Here is a 19503-nt window from a genome sequence, read left to right as displayed (position 1 = left end):
AAGTGTGCGACAGCTCTGGATAATCAAGCTGATGATGGGCGTTATCATCGCCGTCCTGCTAGGTGTTATGGCGCAGGCCCAAGCACAGAGTGTTTCGCTGCCTAGCCTAGTGGGTGGAAGCGTCCCCAGTGAAGAGCCAAGCGTCAGTAGTGATGACTTTCAAAGCTCGCTTAACGACGTTATCTCGATGCTCGAGAACGAGGAGCGGCGCAGGGAGCTACTTGACTCACTGCGTGAGTTGCAAGTGACCGCGCAGGCTGCTGAAGAGGATGGTGTGGTGCGCCAAGGGTTGCTAGGCGCGCTGGCGGATACGCTGTCTGATCTTGGCGAACAAGCCCAAGCGGGTAATTCGCCGATTGATGAGTGGTCGCGACAACTCGTGCAGGGGGCTGATGATTTACGTGCTTTAAATGAGGGAGCTGGCCAGGGCGAGGCAATTCGTGCGGTCGTGGATGCCGCCGTGCTGGGTGTTGTCTGGAGCGTGCTACTCATCTTGATGATTGCGTTGGGCCGCCTACTCGCAACGCGGCGTGAGTGGCCGCTTGATTTGCCCCGCGACCCGAAAGCGTGGCTATTGGTCGTTCACTTTTTACGCCGCATGCTGCCTTGGGCACTGTCGTTTGCGATTACTTTGGGCATTGGCCAGCTGCTACCTTCAAGCTCGGGTCGCACGATCGTGTTGGTAGTGGCTTATGTTTGCCTGTGCGGGCGTGCGCTTTCGGTGGTGTTTGAAACCGTAATCGCCTTTTTCAGCCGTGGTCATCGGTTCACCGCAGTGCAGTTGCTCCAGCATAAAGCGCTGCGTGGGCTATTTGCTATTGGTGCACTGATTGCACTAGGCGACGCGGTAAATTCGTCACGCTTGGTGGAGATGCTGGGTTCTGAGCTTTCAAGCTTGGTCTCTGTGCTTGCTAATATGCTGGCAGCGCTGCTTTCAGCGCGCTTTATTTTCCGGTTCAAACGTCCTATTCGTCATTTGATTTGTAACCGCCCCTACAAGCAGCGCCGCGATGCCAGTGCCGCGGTTGAAATGATCCGCACCCTTGGCGGCCTGTGGCATATTCCGGCGCTGTTAATGGTAGGCGGCTCACTTTTAGCGATCTTTATTACCGTTGGTGATGTGGGCACCGCCTTGGCCCGCTCGATCATAACGGCCAGCTTGCTGGTACTTACCTTGGTGGCGACGGGGCTACTGCGGCGCCAGGCAGAGCGCATGGGCAAGCGTCGCCATCGTCACCGTTATAGCCAGTACCGTAAGCGTTTGGAGCGGTTTGGGTTTGTGCTGGCGCATATCTGTACCTGGATGGTGTTTGCTGAGCTTTCCATGCAAGTGTGGGGTGGCTCGTTCTTTGGCTTGGGCCAGCAGGCCGTGGCAAGCGCCCGTATTGGACAAGCGTTGATCAGCCTGGGGTCAACCGTGCTACTGGCGTGGCTGGTGTGGATATTTGCTGATACGGCCATTCAGCGTGCGCTGACTTCCTCTGCTCGCTCTCGGGGGCGGCGGGTTAATCAGGCCAGGGCGCAAACCATTACCCCCATGATTCGCAATGTGATTTTTGTCACCATTTTAATTATTGCGGTCATTGCGGGGTTGGCCAACCTGGGCGTGAATGTGACGCCGCTGCTGGCGGGTGCGGGTGTGATCGGCTTGGCGATTGGCTTTGGTGCCCAAACGCTCGTGCAGGACTTAATCACCGGTATTTTTATCCTGATTGAAGACTCACTCGCGGTAGATGATTTTGTGCAAATCAACGGCCATATGGGAACGGTAGAAGGCTTAACGTTGCGCACCGTTAAGCTGCGGGATTTAGATGGTATCGTTCACATCATTACCTTTAGCCGTATTGAGTCAATCCATAACATGTCGCGCCAGTTTGGTATCGCGTTAATGCGGATTCGTATCCCTTACGACATGAAAATTGACGACGCGATTACCTTAATGCAAGAGACGGCTCAGGAGCTGCGCAAAGATCCGATGATGCGCCATTACATCTGGTCGCCGCTGGAAATGCAGGGGGTGCAAGGGTTTGAAGATGGCTGCCCCATTCTACGCATGCGTTTTCGTACCGCCCCTGAAATGCAGTGGGATGTCTCCAGGGCGTTTAATTTGCTGCTTAAGCAGCGTATGGAAGCTCAGGAAATGGATCTTGGCATACCGCGGCTTAGCGTTAGCATGGAAGCGCGCTCGGATGCCCGAGACCCGGCAGGCGAAGGGAGCGACTTCTCCATTAACGATAGTGGCGACCATGAGCAGGAGGGCGCGCGAAAAAAACCGGCGCCCCCAACGCCAGCGCCACGCCCGACCAAAACTGAAAAGCGCAGGGATGCCCGTGAGCGTGAGGGCGAATTACCCCAAGCTAAGCCCCAGGCTCAGGGCGAACCCAAGGGCGAGGCCTATGCCAGCTCCAGCGGCGAAAGTGCCGATGAGTAGCCAGGGGCCTCGCCAACGACGCCAACGGTTATAGAGCGAAACCGCGAGGCTTACCCGGTCGACCAGCTCATCATGGCGGGAGATGGCGTTGTCCGGCGGCAGTGAGAAATCGTTCGCTACGTCCCCCTGCCAATGCGCGCCATGGGTTAAGCCTAAGCGAGCCCGTAAACGGCCAATATCACTTACCGTATCGTGGAGCGTATCGTAGGCTTCGCGGCGCTCGGCGATTGCCAGCACGGCCTTGGCGTCCTGGCGAAGTGCGCTGTTAGGGCAGCGGGCCACCGCACTGTTAATGTCAGCTTCATTCGCGCTGGGCGAAAGGGCTAATCGTTGATACAAATCGCGCATAACGTGGTGAATACTCGCAAGCTATGACGGCATTAAGGAAGCCGCCGTTTAACGACATAAAGGCGGCTTAGTAGGTTTGCATTAAATAATCATAGGCACTTTTTATGCGTTGAAAGCGTGCCGACGCCAGGGCAACTTGGTGGTCGCTTTCTGAGTAGAACCGATCCGGGTGATGCAGCTGTGCCATGCGACGATAGGCTTGGCGCACATCGGTTCGGCTGGCGCCGGGCGTTAAGCCTAACACCGCCAAGGCGCGGGTTTTGCGGTCAGGCGGCGGTGGGCTGCTTGAGCGCTGGCGCTGCTGGCGGCGAGACTCTTCCTGGCGTGCCTGCTCTTGTTGCCAGCGTTCCCGGCTAGCTCGCTCCTGCTGAGCCTGTTCTCGCCGTGCCTTCTCCTGCTGGGCCTTTTCCCGATGACGCTGTTCCTTCTCTCGCTGAGCACGCGCTTTAGCGTTACGCGCCTGCTCCTGTTGACGCTGTTTCTCCTGCTGTTTTTGCTGCTGCTTGTCTGTTTTCGCCTGCTGGCGCTGCTCCGCTTTGGCTTGGGCTTCTTTCGCTTGACGCTCGGCCGCTTGGGCTTCCTGGGCTTGGCGGGCATGGTACTCTGGGTCATGCTGCTGCCAGTAGGTATCTCGGCTAGGGTCTTCCGGCGGGAGCAGTGGTTTACCGGTGAGCTCCTGAAACAGCGTACTTAGTGTGGCGGGTGTTACGTTTAACAGGTCGGCCAGGAAGCGCAGGATGTAGTGGTTCGCTAGGGATATTTCCCCGTCGTCGGTCGCCACGGTAATGGCTTGATGAATGATACTCAGACTGCGCTCCTTAGAGCACTCTTTGCGAACTACCTCGGCGGCGAGCTGAATTGCCTGCAGGTCTTGGCTGTGGGCAATACCCATAACGGGCCCCAGCTCATGGCCGTGGCGAAATTGCGCCGTCACCTGAGCCAAACGGCGCCGACGCTGCCCCTCAGAAACGTGCTGGCGATGCACCAGCACCCAGGCTAATAGTAGCAGGGTTGCCGTATCCACTTGGCTGCGGCTTTTTAGCAGTAGCAGCTCAAAGGGTGAGAAACGGGCAATGGACATTGCCTAGCTCCAAAGCGAAGAAGTGAACCGTAGCTGCATTAAAGCGTGCCACCATGGTTGTTTTTAGCCATGGTATATCATCGCGTTACGCAATGAAGTAGGAGATTGGTTAGGTGATCAATGTTGAGCGTAAAAACAGCTTTCAGCTGCGTCTCTCGCGTCAGCTTAAGGAAGAGACCTCGCATACGCTTGATGTCTACCTGTTTGTGCCGGGCGAGTTAGGCCTGAGCACCCATGTGATCTCTGAGGAGGCGTTTTATCATGGCGCCCTTCATGTCTCACGCACCTACTACAGCGACAAGTACCACCTACCCCTGGTGCATAGCCGATTGGCAAGCCGTAATCAGTTAGGTAGCGACTCATATCGCTTAAGTCTGAGCCTTTATGCCTACCAGTACGTGGTTGCATTAGAACGGACCACCCAGGCGATGCTAGCGAGCGCACGTAAACTTCGTCATGCCCGTAGCGATGAGCGTGAACAGAAGAGCGAGAGCAATGAGGCTGAAGAGTCGCTGCGCCAGCAGCTTGCTGAGATGAGTGATTTAAGCGATGGCATTCTAAAGCGTTTAAGGCGTAACCCCCCAAGCGATGAACGGCTTTATAAATACTTTGCCAACATCGATAACTACCTCTCCTGGTTTACGGAGCAGCAGCTGCTGGCACTGGTGGCACACATGCCCCGAGGTGGTGGGTTTAGCGATATAAAGCGGCGCTTTATCACGATATGCCACCGGGAAGGGGAGTACCGCCGCGAGCAAGAGTACAACGCTCAGCGGGTAATGGATGACCCCACGCGTATGTCGAACAAAATGCGCTTACTGCGGCGATTGATTGAATACCCCATTACCTTAAAGCAGAGCGCGATGGAGCTAGGCGGCGGTGAGCAAAAGGCGGTCAAAGCCTTAGCAACGGCGGTGGTGATGGCCTTTGTATCGCTGGGCATCCTTCACTTACGGGATGTAGTCGGTGACATAACCGCGCTGTTTGTGTTGGCCATGGCGCTGCTTTATGCCATGCGGGAAGTGTTTAAGGACGACCTGCGTAACACACTATGGCGCTGGCTACGTCGTGGGCGGCCAAAGTGGCGGCGACAATACATCGACCCCACCCGCAATGCACTGGTAGGACGGCAGTTAGAGTGGTTTGACTATAAGCGATACGCGGCATTGGATGACGATATTCAAAAAATGCGCCGCCGCACGGTGGCTCAGCGTGAAGAAGTAGTGATGCACTATCGGTCGAGTTCACGTATGTCGCCGACGCGCTTTTTAAGCGGCTACGAGCACACGCGTGAAACCTTGCATGTCGATCTTTCCATGCTGATTCGCTTAATGAGCAAAGAGAAACACCATATTTACCGCTTAAAAGATGGCCAATCGGTTAGGGAAAGCGTTGAGCGCCGCCATTTATTCAACTTGGTGATACGTGAAACTGGTAGTGAAGATGTGCCCTATCTTGCCCGCTGGAAGGTGGTGGTTAGTCGCTCGGGTATTGTGGATGTAGAGAAAGTCGCCGAGAGCAGCACCGATGAGAGTAGCCAATAAACTGAGCTAGATCACAAGAGTCTCAGCGATAACGCGCTGACATAGATAAATTACTGGCAGCGAGCTAGGCTCAAAGAACAACAGCTCAATCTGAACCTGTAGCCCATGCTTAACGGGTAAGTACTTGGCCTTGACGGGTCGGCTACCAGAATCAGCTTTAAGGGGGATGAACCATGCAAGCTATCGATATTATGACGCCCAAAGTCATCAGCGTAGGCCCTGATGCAGAAGTGCGGGAAATAGCACAGCTGCTGCTTGAGCATCGCATTAGCGCAGTGCCGGTGGTCGATGACGAGCGCCGCGTACTGGGTATCGTCAGTGAGGGTGATCTCATGCGCCGGGTAAAAGGCGATGAGCGCCAAGGGCGTTCCTGGTGGCTATCACTCTTTACAGGCGGCAAAGATCCTGGTGAGTATGTGAAATCCCATGGGCGGAAAGCACAGGAAGTGATGACGCCAGACCCGCTCTGCGTTGAAGAGAATACGCCGCTGCATACTATTGCTCGGCTGCTGGAAAAGCACCATATCAAGCGTGTGCCGGTGGTTCGTGAAGGCAAACTGGTCGGTATTGTCAGCCGTGCGAATTTGCTACAGGGCATTGCCAATGCGGCGGTTGCGCCCACGGAGTCGCCAACGGATGACCGCAAGATTCGCGATGCTATTTTAAAAGAGGTTGATCAAAATACGGGTGTGCATACCGAAAGCATCAGTTTGATTGTGGATGGTGGCGCTGTGGAAATTTGGGGGCTGGTGGAATCCGTCGAGCAAAAGCAGGCGGTCACCGTGGCGGCTGAGAATATACCGGGGGTTACCAAGGTCGAGAATAACCTTGGGATGATGCCTAGAGGCGCAGGCTACTTTTAAACGACGTATTAGCCTATCTGTTAAGTGAAATAAAAAGCCCGCTGTATGACCTACAGCGGGCTTTTTAATGGTGGTTTCGCGGCTAGCGCCCCGGCAACTGCTCCGGCCCAAAGGCATCGGGTAGCAGGCTGTCCATGGTGTAGGTTTTTAACACCTCGCCCTGCTTGGAGAGCACCATGATGTGCGTGTTGGGGGTGGCGAACTCGCGAATGCGCTGGCGGGTGGTCTCGGGGTTGCGCAGGGAGAGGTGATTCAACTGACCGAGATTGGTGTACCCACGCTCCATCACCAGCGGCTGATTGCGCGCATTGGCGCTAGTGCTGAGGCGGCGCGGGGTCTCTCGGTGCAGGGCATCAGGTTCCAGGGCAATTTTTAGATCAAGGCCGGGGGCATGCCGTGCAGGTGGCCGCTGCCGTAGGTGTGCCAGTTAAGCGCGGGCAGGTCGCCGAACTGGCTGGCCTGGAGCGCGTTGGTAGCCGTCAGGCTGTGCTGCCGTGCCCATCTGCTCCCTTCAGCGCTTTCACTGTGTCGCTGCTGTTCGCCGATTATCCGCTGGGCATGGGCATAGCAGAACGTGACCTCGCCGTGTTTGTTGGCTTACTAGCTGGCCCGTGTTGCTCAAATGAGTATTGCCCCTGCGGTAGTGTTGGCGGGACTCTATACGCTTAATCAATGTGCACCATTTTCACAGACTCAGCGAAAGAAATGATTAATAATCATGCCCTGGCGGCACTCGTGGTGTTAAACCTTCAGTCCGCATCTGCTCACGCACTTCAACTGGAGAGGGTGGAGGAAATTCAATGCCACGTTCGACCATCATCTCGCGAAGCTGTACAAAGCCTTCCCGCACAGCACCACTTCTATTCAATAGGCGATTATGAATGCGCCAGGCGGTGGTAACACCATTTTCCATGCGGATATTCGGCTCAGCACCTTGCTCAAGTAAGTAGATAGCAATTTCAGGTTTAGTGCCTGTTGTACTGCTATCGAGCGGGCTGGAGCCCACACCATCTCGGAGTCGGTAATGTATATCTGCACCACGCTCAACCAGCAATTGAACGTGCTCTAAGGTACCACTGGTAATCGCACTAAAGATAAGCGGGTAGTCTTTATCATTGCCCTCATTATCCGTGGCATCATTGGGTGAGAGTCCGCCGTCCAGCATAGCTTCTAGGTAGCGAGCATCGTTATGCCGAAAGGCTTGGCCAAGTGGGGTTCCTCCACCCTCTACAGGGCTTTCATTGGGATGCACTCCTAACTCAACCAGTGTTCGAACGGCATCAATATTCTCTTGCAGCAGCGCAAACCACATTAGGGTGATCTGCCTGTCGCCGCGGGCATGTAGGTCAATGCCTTGTTCATACCCCTGGCGAAGGGCGACCATATCATTGCGCTCTATAGCTTCGGCCATTTCAAGCTGAGGGCCGGTAAAAAACTCACTGGCAGTGTATGAGCGGGACATAGAAACTCCTTCAGATGGTTGGCAGCCAGTGATCAATAGGCCTGCCAATAGTATGATCACGATTCGCATGCGAAATACTAGGGTGTGCGTGATCCACATAAAGTACCCTCTGGCAGCTAGCAATAGTGCCCCGTTGCTTCGGCAAGATAGCGCTAATCAAAGGCTTTCTCCGCTTCTAGCCTGCGTAATAGCTAAAGAATACCTCGCAATGACCGTTTGTGAGGCTAATGAGTTGGCAGTGGTTGCCCGAATGAGTGCCCTGGCGGTAGTGTTCGCGTGGCTCTATACGCTTATTCAATGTGCACCGTTTTCACAGACCTAGCGAAAAAAATAATTAATAATCATGCCCTGGCGGCACTCGTGGTGTTAAGCCTTCAGCTCGCATCTGTTTGCGCACTTCGACTGGCGTAGGGGGGGGGAACTCAACGCCATGTTCAATCATCATATCGCGCAACCGAATAAACTGGTCGCGCATAAGCCCAGGTTGAAGGTTTTGAATCTTTAAATGAACCCCCCAGGCGGTTGTGACGCCATTTTCCATACGGATATTCGGCTCCACTCCTTGCTCAAGGAGGAAAATAGCTACTTCAGGCCTGGTGCCTAATGTGCTGTGATCAAATACGCTTTGGCCTTTACCCTCTCGAATTCTGTAATGTATATCTGCACCACGCTCAACCAGCAATTTCACGTGCTCTAAGGTACCACTGGTAATCGCACTAAAGATAAGCGGGTAGTCTTTATCATTGCCCTCATTATCCGTGGCATCATTGGGTGAGAGTCCGCCGTCCAGCATAGCTTCTAGGTAGCGAGCATCGTTATGCCGAAAGGCTTGGCCAAGTGGGGTTCCTCCACCCTCTACAGGGCTTTCATTGGGATGCACTCCTAACTCAACCAGTGTTCGAACGGCATCAATATTCTCTTGCAGCAGCGCAAACCACATTAGGGTGATCTGCCTGTCGCCGCGGGCATGTAGGTCAATGCCTTGTTCATACCCCTGGCGAAGGGCGACCATATCATTGCGCTCTATAGCTTCGGCCATTTCAAGCTGAGGGCCGGTAAAAAACTCACTGGCAGTGTATGAGCGGGACATAGAAACTCCTTCAGATGGTTGGCAGCCAGTGATCAATAGGCCTACCAGTAATACGATTAAGATAGGCATGCGAGACAATTGCCTTTGTGTGAACAGCATAAAGTATCCTTTGGCTACTGGCAGTGGTGCCCCGTTGCTTCTGCAAGATGTCGCTGATCAAAGGCTTTTTCCGCCTCCAGGCCGTCAATCACTTGTGTCATGCTATGGCGATCAATACGGCTAATACCGTGCCCTGGCAATTCATGGGGGATGCCTGTCGCATTGGGTAGCTTTTTGGCGAGTTGTTGTTGGCCCCACCCGGCAAGGCTAGGTATAGCCAACCCCGAATTTTGTTCCTGCAAGTTGGTTAGAACTTCTCCTCTTACCCGATAGGCAGCAATATTTTCTTGCTCAAGAATATGCAGGGTACCCCCGTAACGCTCAACGGTATTAGGGTGCAAGCCTGCAGCATTGAAAGTGGTTGCTGCCATGCCACTAGCACGGGAGGCAGCTGAGGCCATACCGCCGCCGAGAGAGTGACCCGTTATATGAATTTTAGCGCCAGAGCGTTGGATAAGGTCTCCTAGCTCGACAGCTCGCTCATAATAATCGGAATGTCGATCAGCGCCTTGTGCAAAATTATTAAGCCAATCTTCTCGTGAGGTGGTGCCTTTGAACACTAGCGCAGGTTCAAAAGCATTACCGAATACGTCTGGGTTCGATGTATACATACCCGCTCGAAAGTCGCCGTCATCAGGATTAAGCTGTTCTTTGGTCAATTCTATATCGGCTAAAAAATCCTCATCCGTACTTACATTTTCCCAGCCTACAGGTACAGGCTGGCTTGGCTCATAAATATGTTGTGCCAGCCTTGCATGTTCAACGGCGAGGTTATCGCGCTCAAAGCGTTCTGTTGTCGCTAGCAAGCTCGCGCGCTGGTCACTATGTTCAGGTAAACGGTTGGCTTTCTGGCGCGCGGCGGCTATTTGCCCCTGGCGGCACTGCCACCGCTGGGCTTTTTCACGGAGCACAGCTACTGACTCACTCTCTATCGGTGCTTTCTCTTTGCTTTCAATATTGGCGTTGTAGTCGTCTTCTTCCTGCCCTACTTCGTCTTGACTTGCTACCCAGGTGGCTGCTGCAATGGCCGCACTTTCAAACAGCGGATCTTGGTGTGGTTCTAGGGTGACGTCATCGCTTACCTCTAGCGCTGCCTCGCCTGCTCGTCGGGGGAGCTCAGTGGCTTGACCACTACCATTGCCTGGACTCCCACCTGCATTGACCAGCACTTTGGGGCCAACGATGGTGATACCGCTGGCGTCGAGTTTGATAAAGCTGCCACCGGCTTTAAGGGTGATTTCGCCATCGGCTTCGAGGACGGCTTTTTGGCCCGACTTGATATGCAGTTCCTGACCACTTTCGCTTAGCCAGGCTTGCCCTGCGCGCATATGCATAGTGCCTTCCACGCTTAAATGCTGGGCGCCTTCGATGTGCTCAAATCGCTTACCGTGGACGGTGAGGTGATCGTCGTTATGGATTTCGCTCAGGCGGTTGCGATGCAGCTTGAGGTGGCTGTCGCGGCGAATCTCTTCGGTGCGGTCGTTAAGGGTTAATAGCTCCAGGTCTTTTTGGGCGTGGAGCCAAATGTGCTCTTCGCCCGCTTCATCTTCAAAGCGCAGTTCGTTAAAGCCTTCGGCCTTGTGGCTTTGAGTTCGGATCACCGTGCGGGTTTTGTGTTTCGGCAGCGGGTACGGGGGCGTGTTAACCGCGTGGTAGGTGCGCCCAGTAACCAGCGGTTGATCGGGGTCGCCCTCTAGGAACGAAACAATGACCTCGTGGCCGATACGGGGAATCGCCAGGCTGCCGTAGCCGCCGCCTGCCCAGTCTTGGGCCACCCGCACCCAGCAACTGGCGGTTTCATTGGGTTCGGCGTAGCGGTCCCAGGGGAATTGCACCTTGACCCGGCCGTGTTCGTCGCAGTAGATCTCTTCGCCTTCGGGGCCGACCACAAAGGCCACCTGGGGGCCGTCTACTCTAGGCTTTGGATTGGGGATCGGGCGGAAGGTTTGGTCCTTCGGCATGATCACCACGTCGTTGTGGTAGCGGGTCATCAGCTCGCCTGATGGCAGGCTGCTGCCATTGTTTCCCCGCGCCATACCGTCCTCTTCCAGGGCTTGGGGTTGCTCGCCGTGGTGCACCACCGAGACCACCTGCCACGCTTGGTTAAGGCTATCAATATCGTGGTCGGTGAGGGTAAAGCAGATACCGGGGGCGAGCTCGGGAAGGTCACTCTCGGCCTCGGCGGTGGTGGCGTCGGCGCGCAGGGATTCTAACAGGTGGCGGGTAAAGGGCTTGCCGGAGGCGTCCTTCTTATAACGGCCAGGGTAGTCAAAGTGTTCGTAATCTTCCCGCTGGGCGTGTTCGCCCAGCCCCGGTGCCTGGTGCTCGTGGATCTGGGCGTAGGCAGGATTCTTAAACGTGTAGTCCTTGAGCATCGCCGAGGCGGGACGTACCCGGCTGACCTGACGCAACTTGCGCACATGGCGTCGGGGCGGGGTGCCCCCGGCGCGGCCGTGGTAGACGCGCTCGCCGACGCTAGGCAACACCACTGTCGAGTCGGCAAACACCAGCGAGTGTTTACCGCCTTCGGCATTTTCAAACTCATGAAAATAGAAGCAGCCCTCTTCGGCGGCGACGCGCTCGATAAAGGCCAGGTCGGTTTCACGGTACTGAACCAGAAACTCGCGATCCAGGGGCGTGCGGGTGGTGGCGAAGCCGATATCGGTGAGTCTGCGTTCGCTGGCTAGGGTGGTGATGGCGTCATAAAGCGAGGTGTCCTGGAAGATACGCGAGTTATGGCGTAGCGATAGCCGCCACAGTGCCGGACGAATCTCCACCCGATAGAAGCTGCGGCGGTGTCCGCGATCGCTGCGGTGCAGCTCAGCGATAATCCCATGCACGCGGCGCAGCGGCTCACCGTCTTGCCAAATCGACAGCGTCGCTTCTTGATCCAAACAGTCAGTGGGTGACAGGTCATGGGTACGGCTGGCAAAGTCCACGGAGAGCGTAAACGGTTCAGACAGCGCTTCACGATGGGTAAAACGCACCACGGCGGTATCATCCACCCCGGGTAGGGTCAGGGTAAACTGCAGGCCCGTTTTATCTACCATCGCGCCGCTCCTTGGATCGTTATCTGCTAAATAAGAACGGATTAGGATAGCGATACATGGCCCGGGGGCAAGACTTGGAGAGCAAGTCGCAAGGATCTCTTACATGCGTAAGAGATAGCTTACAGAGCTTTAAGCGATTGCTTACAAATGGGGAGAGGCCAGGTTGGTGTAAAAGGTTATCGTCAATTGCATTGCTTAAGGTTTATTTGATGGAATAAAACGGGCAATTGCTTGCCCGTTTGTATGCTTAGGGACGTTTATCAACGCCCCGGCAGCTGTTCCGGGCCGAAGGCATCGGGGAGTAGCTGTTCCATGGTGTAGGTTTTTAACACCTCGCCCTGCTTGGAGAGCACCATGATGAGCGTGCTGGGGATGGCGAATTCGCGAATGCGCTGGCGGCAGTCGCCGCAGGGCGTGCAGAGATGCTCGCCAGGGCCCATCACGTATACCTTGGCAAGCTCACGCTGGCCTGCGGTAATCATGGCGGAAATAGCCGAGGCTTCGGCGCATAGCCCTTTGTAGTGAGCCACTTCCACGTTGCTACCCGCAAACTGCTGGCCATCCGGGCACTCCATTACCGCTGCTACCGGGTGGTTGGAGTAGGGCGCGTAGGCGTTGCCCAGGGTGGTTAACAGTGTGTCTACCAATGCCTGATCCGCTTGGCTCATGGCGTTATCCTCATTTTATGGGACGTTCAGGCGCTGGCTGCATCGTCGCGCAGTACGGTATCTAGCGCGATCACCATCATATCGTTGAAGGTGGTCTGGCGGTCGGCACTGGAGAGCGAGTCGCCTTTTAAAATATGGTCCGACACGGTGCAGATGGTTAACGCGCGGGCACCAAACTCCGCCGCAACGCCGTAAAGGCCTGCCGCTTCCATTTCTACACCCACGATGCCGTAGCGCTTAAGCAGTTCAGCCATGTCGGTTTGCGGGTTGTAGAACAGATCCGCCGAGAAGATATTGCCGACTTTTACCGGCACGTTCTGCGCCTTGGCGGCAGCAACGGCGTGACTCGTCAGCTCAAAATCGGCAATGGCCGCGAAGTCGTGGTCGTTAAAGCGCATGCGGTTCACTTTGGAATCGGTGCAGGCCCCCATACCAATCACCACATCGCGCACGTTGACATCGTCGCGCACCGCGCCGCAGGAACCTACACGAATAATCGATTTTACGCCAAAGTCGGTAATTAGCTCTTTGGCATAAATAGACACCGAAGGAATGCCCATGCCGTGGCCCATGACGGAAATCTTGCGGCCTTTGTAGGTGCCGGTATAGCCGAACATGCTGCGCACGTCGTTCACCTGGCGCACGTTCTCAAGGTAGGTGTCGGCGATGTACTTGGCGCGGAGTGGGTCGCCGGGCATTAGCACGGTATCTGCGAAATCGCCCATCTCGGCATTTATGTGTGGTGTTGCCATGAAACACTCCTATCAACCGTTATCTGTAACGCATTTTTTGACTAAACACGGCTGATTAGGCCGCGTTGGGTAAGAAGCTCTCGCCATCTTCCATCGCTTCAACCGCGAAGAAGGCCGCCAGCGTTTGGCCGATGTCGGCAAAGGTGCCGCGCTCGCCCAGGGGACCAGGGGCGAAGCCTGCGCCGCGCACCATTACCGGCACGTACTCGCGGGTGTGCTCGGTGCCTTCCCAGCTAGGGTCGCAGCCGTGGTCGGCGGTGAGCAGCAGTAAATCGTCGTCGTTAAGGGCGGCGAGCAGCTTCGGCAGGCGGGCGTCAAAGTGCTCCAGGGCGGCAGCGTAGCCCGGTACGTCGCGGCGGTGGCCATAGACCGAATCGAAATCCACGAAGTTGGTCATGATCATGGTCGAGCGGTCGCGGGCGTCATTAGCGGTGCGCGCCACTTCGGCCAAGGTGGCGTCCATGAGCGCGTCATGGCCGCTGGCTTTGACCTTGTGGGTAATGCCGCAGTGGGCGTAGATATCGGCGATCTTGCCAATCGATACTACTTCACCACCGGCATCGGCGAGCTTTTGCAGCACGGTGGGGCTGGGCGGCTCGACGCTGTAGTCGCGGCGGTTGCCGGTGCGCGCAAAGCTTTCGCGGTCATCGCCAATAAACGGGCGGGCGATTACACGGCCAATGTTGTAGGGCTCCAGCAGCTCGCGCACGGTTTCACATAAGGCGTAGAGGCGCTCTAGGCCAAAGTGCTCTTCGTGGGCCGCAATCTGGAACACGGAGTCTGCGGAGGTATACACAATTGGTTTGCCTGTGGCGATATGCTCTTCGCCCAGGCGAGCAATAATTTCGGTGCCTGAGGCGTGACAGTTGCCGATTACGCCCGTCAGCTCTGCCTCACGGATGATGGTATCCAGCAGCTCCAGGGGAAAGCTGTCGGTTTTATCGAGAAAATAGCCCCAGTCAAAGCGCACCGGCACACCGGCAATTTCCCAGTGGCCGGAAGGGGTGTCTTTACCGCTGGAGATCTCTTTGGCGTGGGCGTAAGCGCCCGTTAGCTGTTCGGGCAAATTCACGCCTTCCGCCACGCTGCCGGTGGCATCACGGTGGGCGTGAAACAGGCCGAGCGCAGCCATGTTGGGCAGCATCAGCGGGCCAGAACGCCCAGCCGTATCTGCCTCGCCACGGGCGCAGGCCGCGGCGATGTGGCCCAGGGTGTCCGAACCCTGGTCGCCAAATTTATCAGCATCTGGGGCGCTGCCAATTCCAAAAGAATCAAGCACTAAGACAACGGCGCGGGGCATTAGGCTTCTCCTCGAAAGGTCTCTTGCAGCAGGGTATCGGCGCTGGCGTCGGCATCCCCAATCGTGACTGCCGCACGAAGTTGCGCAGCCGCGCGTGCGGCGGCGTCTTCTGTGCGGGCGTGAACGATGGCTAGCGGGCGCTGGCTATCCACACGGTCGCCGATTTCAACAATATCGCTAAAGCCCACGCTGTGATCGACGCTGGCATCGTTACGCAGGCGACCGCCGCCCAGCTCAACCACGCTCATGCCCACGGCGCGGGTATCAAAGCGCTGCACGATACCGCTCTGCTCGGGGTATACCGCTTGAATAACCGGGGCGGTCGCTAAGTAGCTGTCTGGTCGCTCCATAAAGTCGGCGGGGCCGCCCAGCTCGCGCACCATGCGGGCAAACACCTCAGCCGCCGCGCCAGACGTTAGCGCTTTCTCTAGCTTGGCGAGGGCTTCTCCGCGGTTAGCGGCCAGTTTGCCCGCCATCAGCATTTCAACGGCGAGTTCGCGGGTGACCTGCATCACGCGGCTGTTGGCGCGATCGCCGCGCAGCAGTGCCAACGTCTCAACGATCTCTACCGCGTTACCGGCACAAGGGGCCAGCGGCTGGCTCATGTCGGTGAGCAGCGCCGTGGTGGGTGTGCCCGCTTGGGTGGCGACGTTGGCGATACTTTTCGCCAGCTCGCGGGATTTTTCCGGGGTGGGCATAAACGCGCCGCTGCCCACTTTAACGTCCATCACCAGGGCGTCCAGGCCAGAAGCCAGCTTCTTGCCCAAGATAGACGCCGTAATCAGCGGAATGGATTCCACGGTGGCGGTGACATCACGCACGCCGTAGATGCGCTTATCTGCTGGGGCGAGGTTGCCGGTTTGGCCGATAATCGCCACGCCGGTGGATTTCACTACCTCGCTGAAGCGTTCCGGTGCGGGGTAGGGGTTGTAGCCGGGGATCGATTCCAGCTTGTCCAGGGTGCCGCCGGTGTGGCCCAGGCCACGGCCGGAAATCATCGGCACGAACGCGCCGCAGGCGGCGACCCACGGGCCAAGCACCAGCGATACCAAGTCGCCCACGCCGCCGGTGGAGTGCTTATCCACAATCGGGCCGGGCAAATTGAGCGAATCCCACTGCATCACGTGGCCGGAGTCGCGGGTGGCCGTGGTCAGCGCCACGACTTCTTCGCGGCTCATGCCGTTTAAAAATACCGACATGGTGAAGGCGCCAATCTGTGCGTCGCTGATGCGGTCGTCGGCAATGCCTTGGACGAAGGCTTTGATCTCTTCAGCGGGCAGCGGCTGGCCGTCGCGCTTCAGGCGAATCAGTTCTTGGGGGAGCAGGGCGTGGTGAGAAGCGTTAGACGGCATTTAGTAGCCTCCATTCGTCACGGCATCAGCATTGCCGTTTAGCGTGTTCAACAGGTTAGCCAGCAGGCTGGATGCGCCGAACCGGAAGTGCTCGGGCGTGACCCACTGTGGGCCCATAATATCGGCGGCTAGAGCTAAGTAGTCAGCGGCTTCTTCAACAGTGCGTACACCGCCTGCAGCTTTAAAGCCTACGTCTTTGCCGCTGGCTTTAATCGCCTTGAGCATGATGTCGGCAGCTTCCAGGGTAGCGTTGGTGGCCACCTTGCCGGTGGAGGTTTTAATAAAGTCGGCGCCACCTTCAATGGCAAGCTCACTGGCGCGCTTGATAAGCGCGGGATCTTTAAGCTCGCCAGATTCAATGATGACTTTTAACAGCGCTTGGCCACCGCAGGCGGCTTTACACATTTCAACCAGCTCTAGGCCGGTTTCTTCATCGCCTGCCATTAGCGTGCGGTAAGGGAAAACTACGTCTACTTCATCGGCGCCGGAGGCGACCGCTTCGCGGGTTGCGCGCGCTGCGCCCATGATGTCATCGCCACCGTGGGGAAAGTTTGTCACCGTGGCGATTTTGACCTGCCCGTTTAACTTATGGGCGGTGAGTGCCCGGTTTGCGGTAACAATAAACTGCGGATAAACGCACACTGCTGCCGGGTTGCCAAAGGGCGTTTTCACCTGCTGGCAAAGCGCTTCAATCGTGCCGTCGGTGTCGTCATCGTTCAGGCTGGTTAAGTCCATTAGCGCGAGGGCTTGGCGGGCGGCGCGGATCATTTGAGCGTGAGTGAGCTGGGAAGAGGCAGTCGCGGTCATGGAATTCTCGCAAAACAGTAAAAAAATAAAATGGGCACTGCGCATACATTGCAGCACCCGTAACGTAAAAGCGTGCTTGCTGGGTTAGGCCGTCGCGCTACTCAGCGCAATAAAGAAGCCGGCAATAGACGCCGACATAAGGTTAGAGAGTGTACCGGCCAGTACGGCTTTAAGGCCAAAACGGGCAATCTCTTTGCGCCGGGTCGGCGCAATGCTACCCAGGCCACCCAGCAAAATAGCGATAGATGAGAGATTGGCGAAACCACACAGCGCAAAGGAGAGTATCGCCATGGTATGGGGCGTCATCATCTGACCCGTGGAGGCGACAACCTGTTCCCCACTAATATAGGGCGCAAGATTGAGGTAGGCGACAAACTCGTTAACCACCAGTTTTTGGCCGATAAACGAACCGGCGAATGCAGCCTCTTCCCAAGGTACGCCGAGCAGGAAGGCAAGCGGTGCAAATAGCCAGCCTAGAATCAGCTCAAGGCTGAGTGATTCAAAGCCAAACCAGCCACCAACGCCGCCTAAAATACCGTTCACAAGAGCGATAAGGGCAATAAAGGCGAGCAGCATGGCGCCCACATTAGCGGCAAGTTTCATACCCGACGTCGCACCCGCTGCGGCAGCATCCAGGACGTTGGCGGGTTTGTCGTCTTGCGCCTTAAGCTCCTCTTCTACCTGAGAGACGCTGTCGCCTCCTTCCGCGTCTTGGGTCTCTGGCATTATCAGCTTTGCAAATAGCAGGCCACCGGGGGCTGCCATAAATGAGGCGGCAATCAAGTACTCCATAGGAATACCCAGGGCAGCGTAGCCAGCCAGTATGGAACCTGCCACCGATGCGAGGCCACCACACATCACCGCAAATAGCTGAGACGGGGTCATGCGGGCGATAAACGGTCGAACCACCAGCGGCGCTTCGGTTTGGCCGACGAAGATGTTCGCCGTTGCTGAAAGCGACTCTGTGCGCGAGGTGCCAAGGGCTTTTTGCAGCGCGCCGCCTAAAATCCGAATAACCCACTGCATAATGCCGATGTAATAAAGAACCGCGATAAGAGACGAGAAAAAGATAATCACGGGCAGTACTTTAATCGCGAACACAAAACCGACGTTATCGACATCGGCTAAGCCGCCAAACAGGAAGCTGATGCCGTCATTTGCGTAAACCAATACTTGGCTAACGCCGGACGAGATAGCTTGTAGCACCGCTTGGCCAAAGGGCACGTAAAGTACAAAAGCGCCAATGCTTGCTTGGATAGCAAAAGCGCCCAGTACGGTGCGTAGCCGTATTGATTTGCGGTCGTAGGAGAAGATCAGGGCGATGGAAACTAGAGTGACCATGCCTACCAAGCTCATGAAGAGGGTCATGTGAGTACCTCGGAGCGGGGAAGTGGGGGCGATTAACGCAAATCAGCTTAACTGAATAAGCCATTAACGCTTTAGTGGTGGCGGTGGAGTGCTGCTCGCTAATGCGGGATGTACAACCCCAGCCGGTGCCAGTAAAACGCCCGCGCTGAGCGAGGCGGGAGAGAAAAAGCGGGAAACATTTTGAGTCGTCATGAGAGCCTCAGCAGGTTGTCATGAAGCCGTAAGAAGTCGGCTATAAGGAGTTGTCGTCGTGTAGGCTGGTATTGATGTTAAAATTATAACATTCAGTGTTATTTTTTTAACACTGTTTTGCAAATATCAGTTTTCAGAACGCCGCCTTTGATGAGGTGCCGTTACCAGCGGCAATCGAGCGTTAAGACGGTGGTAAAACATGAGCCGCTGGCCCAGCATAGACGCTCAACGATGTGCTCTACGCGGCTAACAGTGCATGTAAAAAGGAGAGTTCAGCCATGAGTGACCGTAGTACACGACGCCTGGCCAGCTTGCAGGAAGCGCTTACCAGTGGCGGCACGCTACATTTGCGGGAGGCGGCTGAGCTTTGCGGCGTGTCTGAAATGACCATTCGTCGCGACCTGACGACCCATCCTTCGCCCATCAGCCTATTAGGGGGCAGGTTGGTGATGGCAGGCTACCCAGGGGTTACGCCGGTCTATGACCTCACCGAGCAGGAAGCGAACCACTACCAGGTTAAGCATCGCTTATGTCAGCACGTTGCTCGCGTTATTGAAGAAGGGGACACGCTGTTTATCGACTGTGGTTCAACGCTCATACCCCTGCTTGGCCAGCTAAGCCACTTTCGCGAGTTAACCGTTGTTACTTATGCGTTGAATGTCGCCAATGCGGTAGCAGGCCTTGCCAATGTGCGGTTAGTGCTGCTGGGCGGGCTGTTTTATGCCTCGTCGCAGTCGTTTGGTAGCGATGACATGGGGGCCGCTATTGAACGCCTAGGGATTAATAAGGCGCTTATTTCCGCAGCGGGGGTAGACTGCGAGCGGGGTGTTAGCTGCTTTCATTTTCACGAAGTAGCACCGAAACAAGCCGCCATTGCCACTGCAATGCAAAGAATTTTAGTGGTGGATGCCAGTAAGTTTGGGGTGGTGCGGCCTGCTTATTTTGCCTCTTTATCTGATTTCGATAGTGTGGTGACCGACGATGAACGAGCCGCTACCCGTGAGGGAATTGCCGTAAGTACCGTTATTTAGCGATATTTTTCGATAGCGTTAAATTCTATATTGCCACTCTTCTGCTATGTTTAGTGCTAACCGTG

15 protein-coding genes and 2 pseudogenes are annotated in these 19503 nt (G+C 56.0%); 5 read left to right on the top strand and 12 right to left on the bottom strand.

Annotated elements, in window-relative coordinates:
- The first annotated feature begins 4 nt into the window (after nt 1-4).
- Nucleotides 5-2431: a mechanosensitive ion channel domain-containing protein gene (locus P8S54_RS06890; RefSeq protein WP_281443788.1), complete on the top strand. Its 2427-nt coding sequence runs from the start codon at nt 5-7 to the stop codon at nt 2429-2431.
- Here P8S54_RS06890 and P8S54_RS06885 read toward each other — a convergent pair.
- Both P8S54_RS06885 and P8S54_RS06880 read right to left on the bottom strand, forming a co-directional pair.
- On the bottom strand, nt 2348-2779 hold the full coding sequence (locus P8S54_RS06885) for a hypothetical protein (protein ID WP_009095833.1): 432 nt from the start codon (nt 2777-2779) through the stop codon (nt 2348-2350). The two genes, P8S54_RS06890 and P8S54_RS06885, sit on opposite strands and share 84 nt — an antisense overlap.
- 67 nt (nt 2780-2846) lie before the next feature.
- Nucleotides 2847-3860, bottom strand: coding sequence for a J domain-containing protein (locus P8S54_RS06880; RefSeq protein ID WP_281443787.1), 1014 nt, complete (start codon nt 3858-3860; stop codon nt 2847-2849).
- 113 nt (nt 3861-3973) lie between these two features.
- On the opposite strand from P8S54_RS06880, the gene P8S54_RS06875 reads away from it, so the two are divergent.
- Both P8S54_RS06875 and P8S54_RS06870 read left to right on the top strand, forming a co-directional pair.
- Entirely contained in the window at nt 3974-5404 is a 1431-nt protein-coding gene (locus P8S54_RS06875; RefSeq protein ID WP_281443786.1) for a hypothetical protein, read from the top strand.
- Between the two features lie 173 nt (nt 5405-5577).
- Nucleotides 5578-6267 (top strand): CBS domain-containing protein, encoded by a 690-nt coding sequence (locus P8S54_RS06870; protein ID WP_009095839.1) that lies wholly within the window; start codon nt 5578-5580, stop codon nt 6265-6267.
- A gap of 82 nt (nt 6268-6349) precedes the next feature.
- Here P8S54_RS06870 and P8S54_RS06865 read toward each other — a convergent pair.
- Nucleotides 6350-6487 (bottom strand): annotated as a pseudogene (locus P8S54_RS06865) (cytidine deaminase); the annotation flags it as partial.
- Nucleotides 6488-6663: 176 nt separating this feature from the next.
- Between P8S54_RS06865 and P8S54_RS06860 the strand changes: the two are divergent.
- Nucleotides 6664-6936 (top strand): hypothetical protein, encoded by a 273-nt coding sequence (locus P8S54_RS06860; protein ID WP_281443785.1) that lies wholly within the window; start codon nt 6664-6666, stop codon nt 6934-6936.
- A 40-nt stretch (nt 6937-6976) separates the two neighbouring features.
- Here the strand turns inward: P8S54_RS06860 and P8S54_RS06855 are convergent, their stop codons facing one another.
- The 9 genes and pseudogenes from P8S54_RS06855 to P8S54_RS06815 all read right to left on the bottom strand — a co-directional run bounded on the left by P8S54_RS06855 (nt 6977) and on the right by P8S54_RS06815 (nt 18215).
- Nucleotides 6977-7729, bottom strand: a complete 753-nt coding sequence (locus P8S54_RS06855; RefSeq protein ID WP_281443784.1) for an ankyrin repeat domain-containing protein — start codon at nt 7727-7729, stop codon at nt 6977-6979.
- Between the two features lie 334 nt (nt 7730-8063).
- Complete coding sequence (locus P8S54_RS06850; RefSeq protein WP_281443783.1) at nt 8064-8819, bottom strand: ankyrin repeat domain-containing protein; 756 nt, start codon at nt 8817-8819, stop codon at nt 8064-8066.
- A gap of 1208 nt (nt 8820-10027) precedes the next feature.
- A pseudogene (gene tssI, locus P8S54_RS06845) lies at nt 10028-11968 on the bottom strand (type VI secretion system tip protein TssI/VgrG); the annotation flags it as partial.
- Nucleotides 11969-12228: 260 nt separating this feature from the next.
- Entirely contained in the window at nt 12229-12636 is a 408-nt protein-coding gene (cdd, locus tag P8S54_RS06840; RefSeq protein WP_281443782.1) for a cytidine deaminase, read from the bottom strand.
- A 26-nt stretch (nt 12637-12662) separates the two neighbouring features.
- Entirely contained in the window at nt 12663-13388 is a 726-nt protein-coding gene (gene deoD / locus P8S54_RS06835; protein WP_281443781.1) for a purine-nucleoside phosphorylase, read from the bottom strand.
- 55 nt (nt 13389-13443) lie between these two features.
- Nucleotides 13444-14688, bottom strand: a complete 1245-nt coding sequence (locus P8S54_RS06830) for a phosphopentomutase (protein ID WP_281443780.1) — start codon at nt 14686-14688, stop codon at nt 13444-13446.
- Complete coding sequence (gene deoA / locus P8S54_RS06825; protein WP_281443779.1) at nt 14688-16040, bottom strand: thymidine phosphorylase; 1353 nt, start codon at nt 16038-16040, stop codon at nt 14688-14690. Before deoA ends, P8S54_RS06830 begins: the two co-directional genes overlap by 1 nt.
- Entirely contained in the window at nt 16041-16847 is an 807-nt protein-coding gene (gene deoC / locus P8S54_RS06820) for a deoxyribose-phosphate aldolase (protein ID WP_281443778.1), read from the bottom strand.
- An 84-nt stretch (nt 16848-16931) separates the two neighbouring features.
- Complete coding sequence (locus P8S54_RS06815; RefSeq protein ID WP_281443777.1) at nt 16932-18215, bottom strand: NupC/NupG family nucleoside CNT transporter; 1284 nt, start codon at nt 18213-18215, stop codon at nt 16932-16934.
- 470 nt (nt 18216-18685) lie between these two features.
- Between P8S54_RS06815 and P8S54_RS06810 the strand changes: the two genes are divergently transcribed.
- Nucleotides 18686-19438, top strand: a complete 753-nt coding sequence (locus P8S54_RS06810) for a DeoR family transcriptional regulator (protein WP_281443776.1) — start codon at nt 18686-18688, stop codon at nt 19436-19438.
- Nucleotides 19439-19503 lie beyond the last annotated feature (65 nt).

It is taken from the genome of Halomonas sp. M1 (assembly GCF_029581375.1).
GTDB lineage: Bacteria > Pseudomonadota > Gammaproteobacteria > Pseudomonadales > Halomonadaceae > Vreelandella.
Note: the sequence above shows the minus strand (reverse complement) of the source record. Positions and strands in the feature narration are given on the sequence as shown.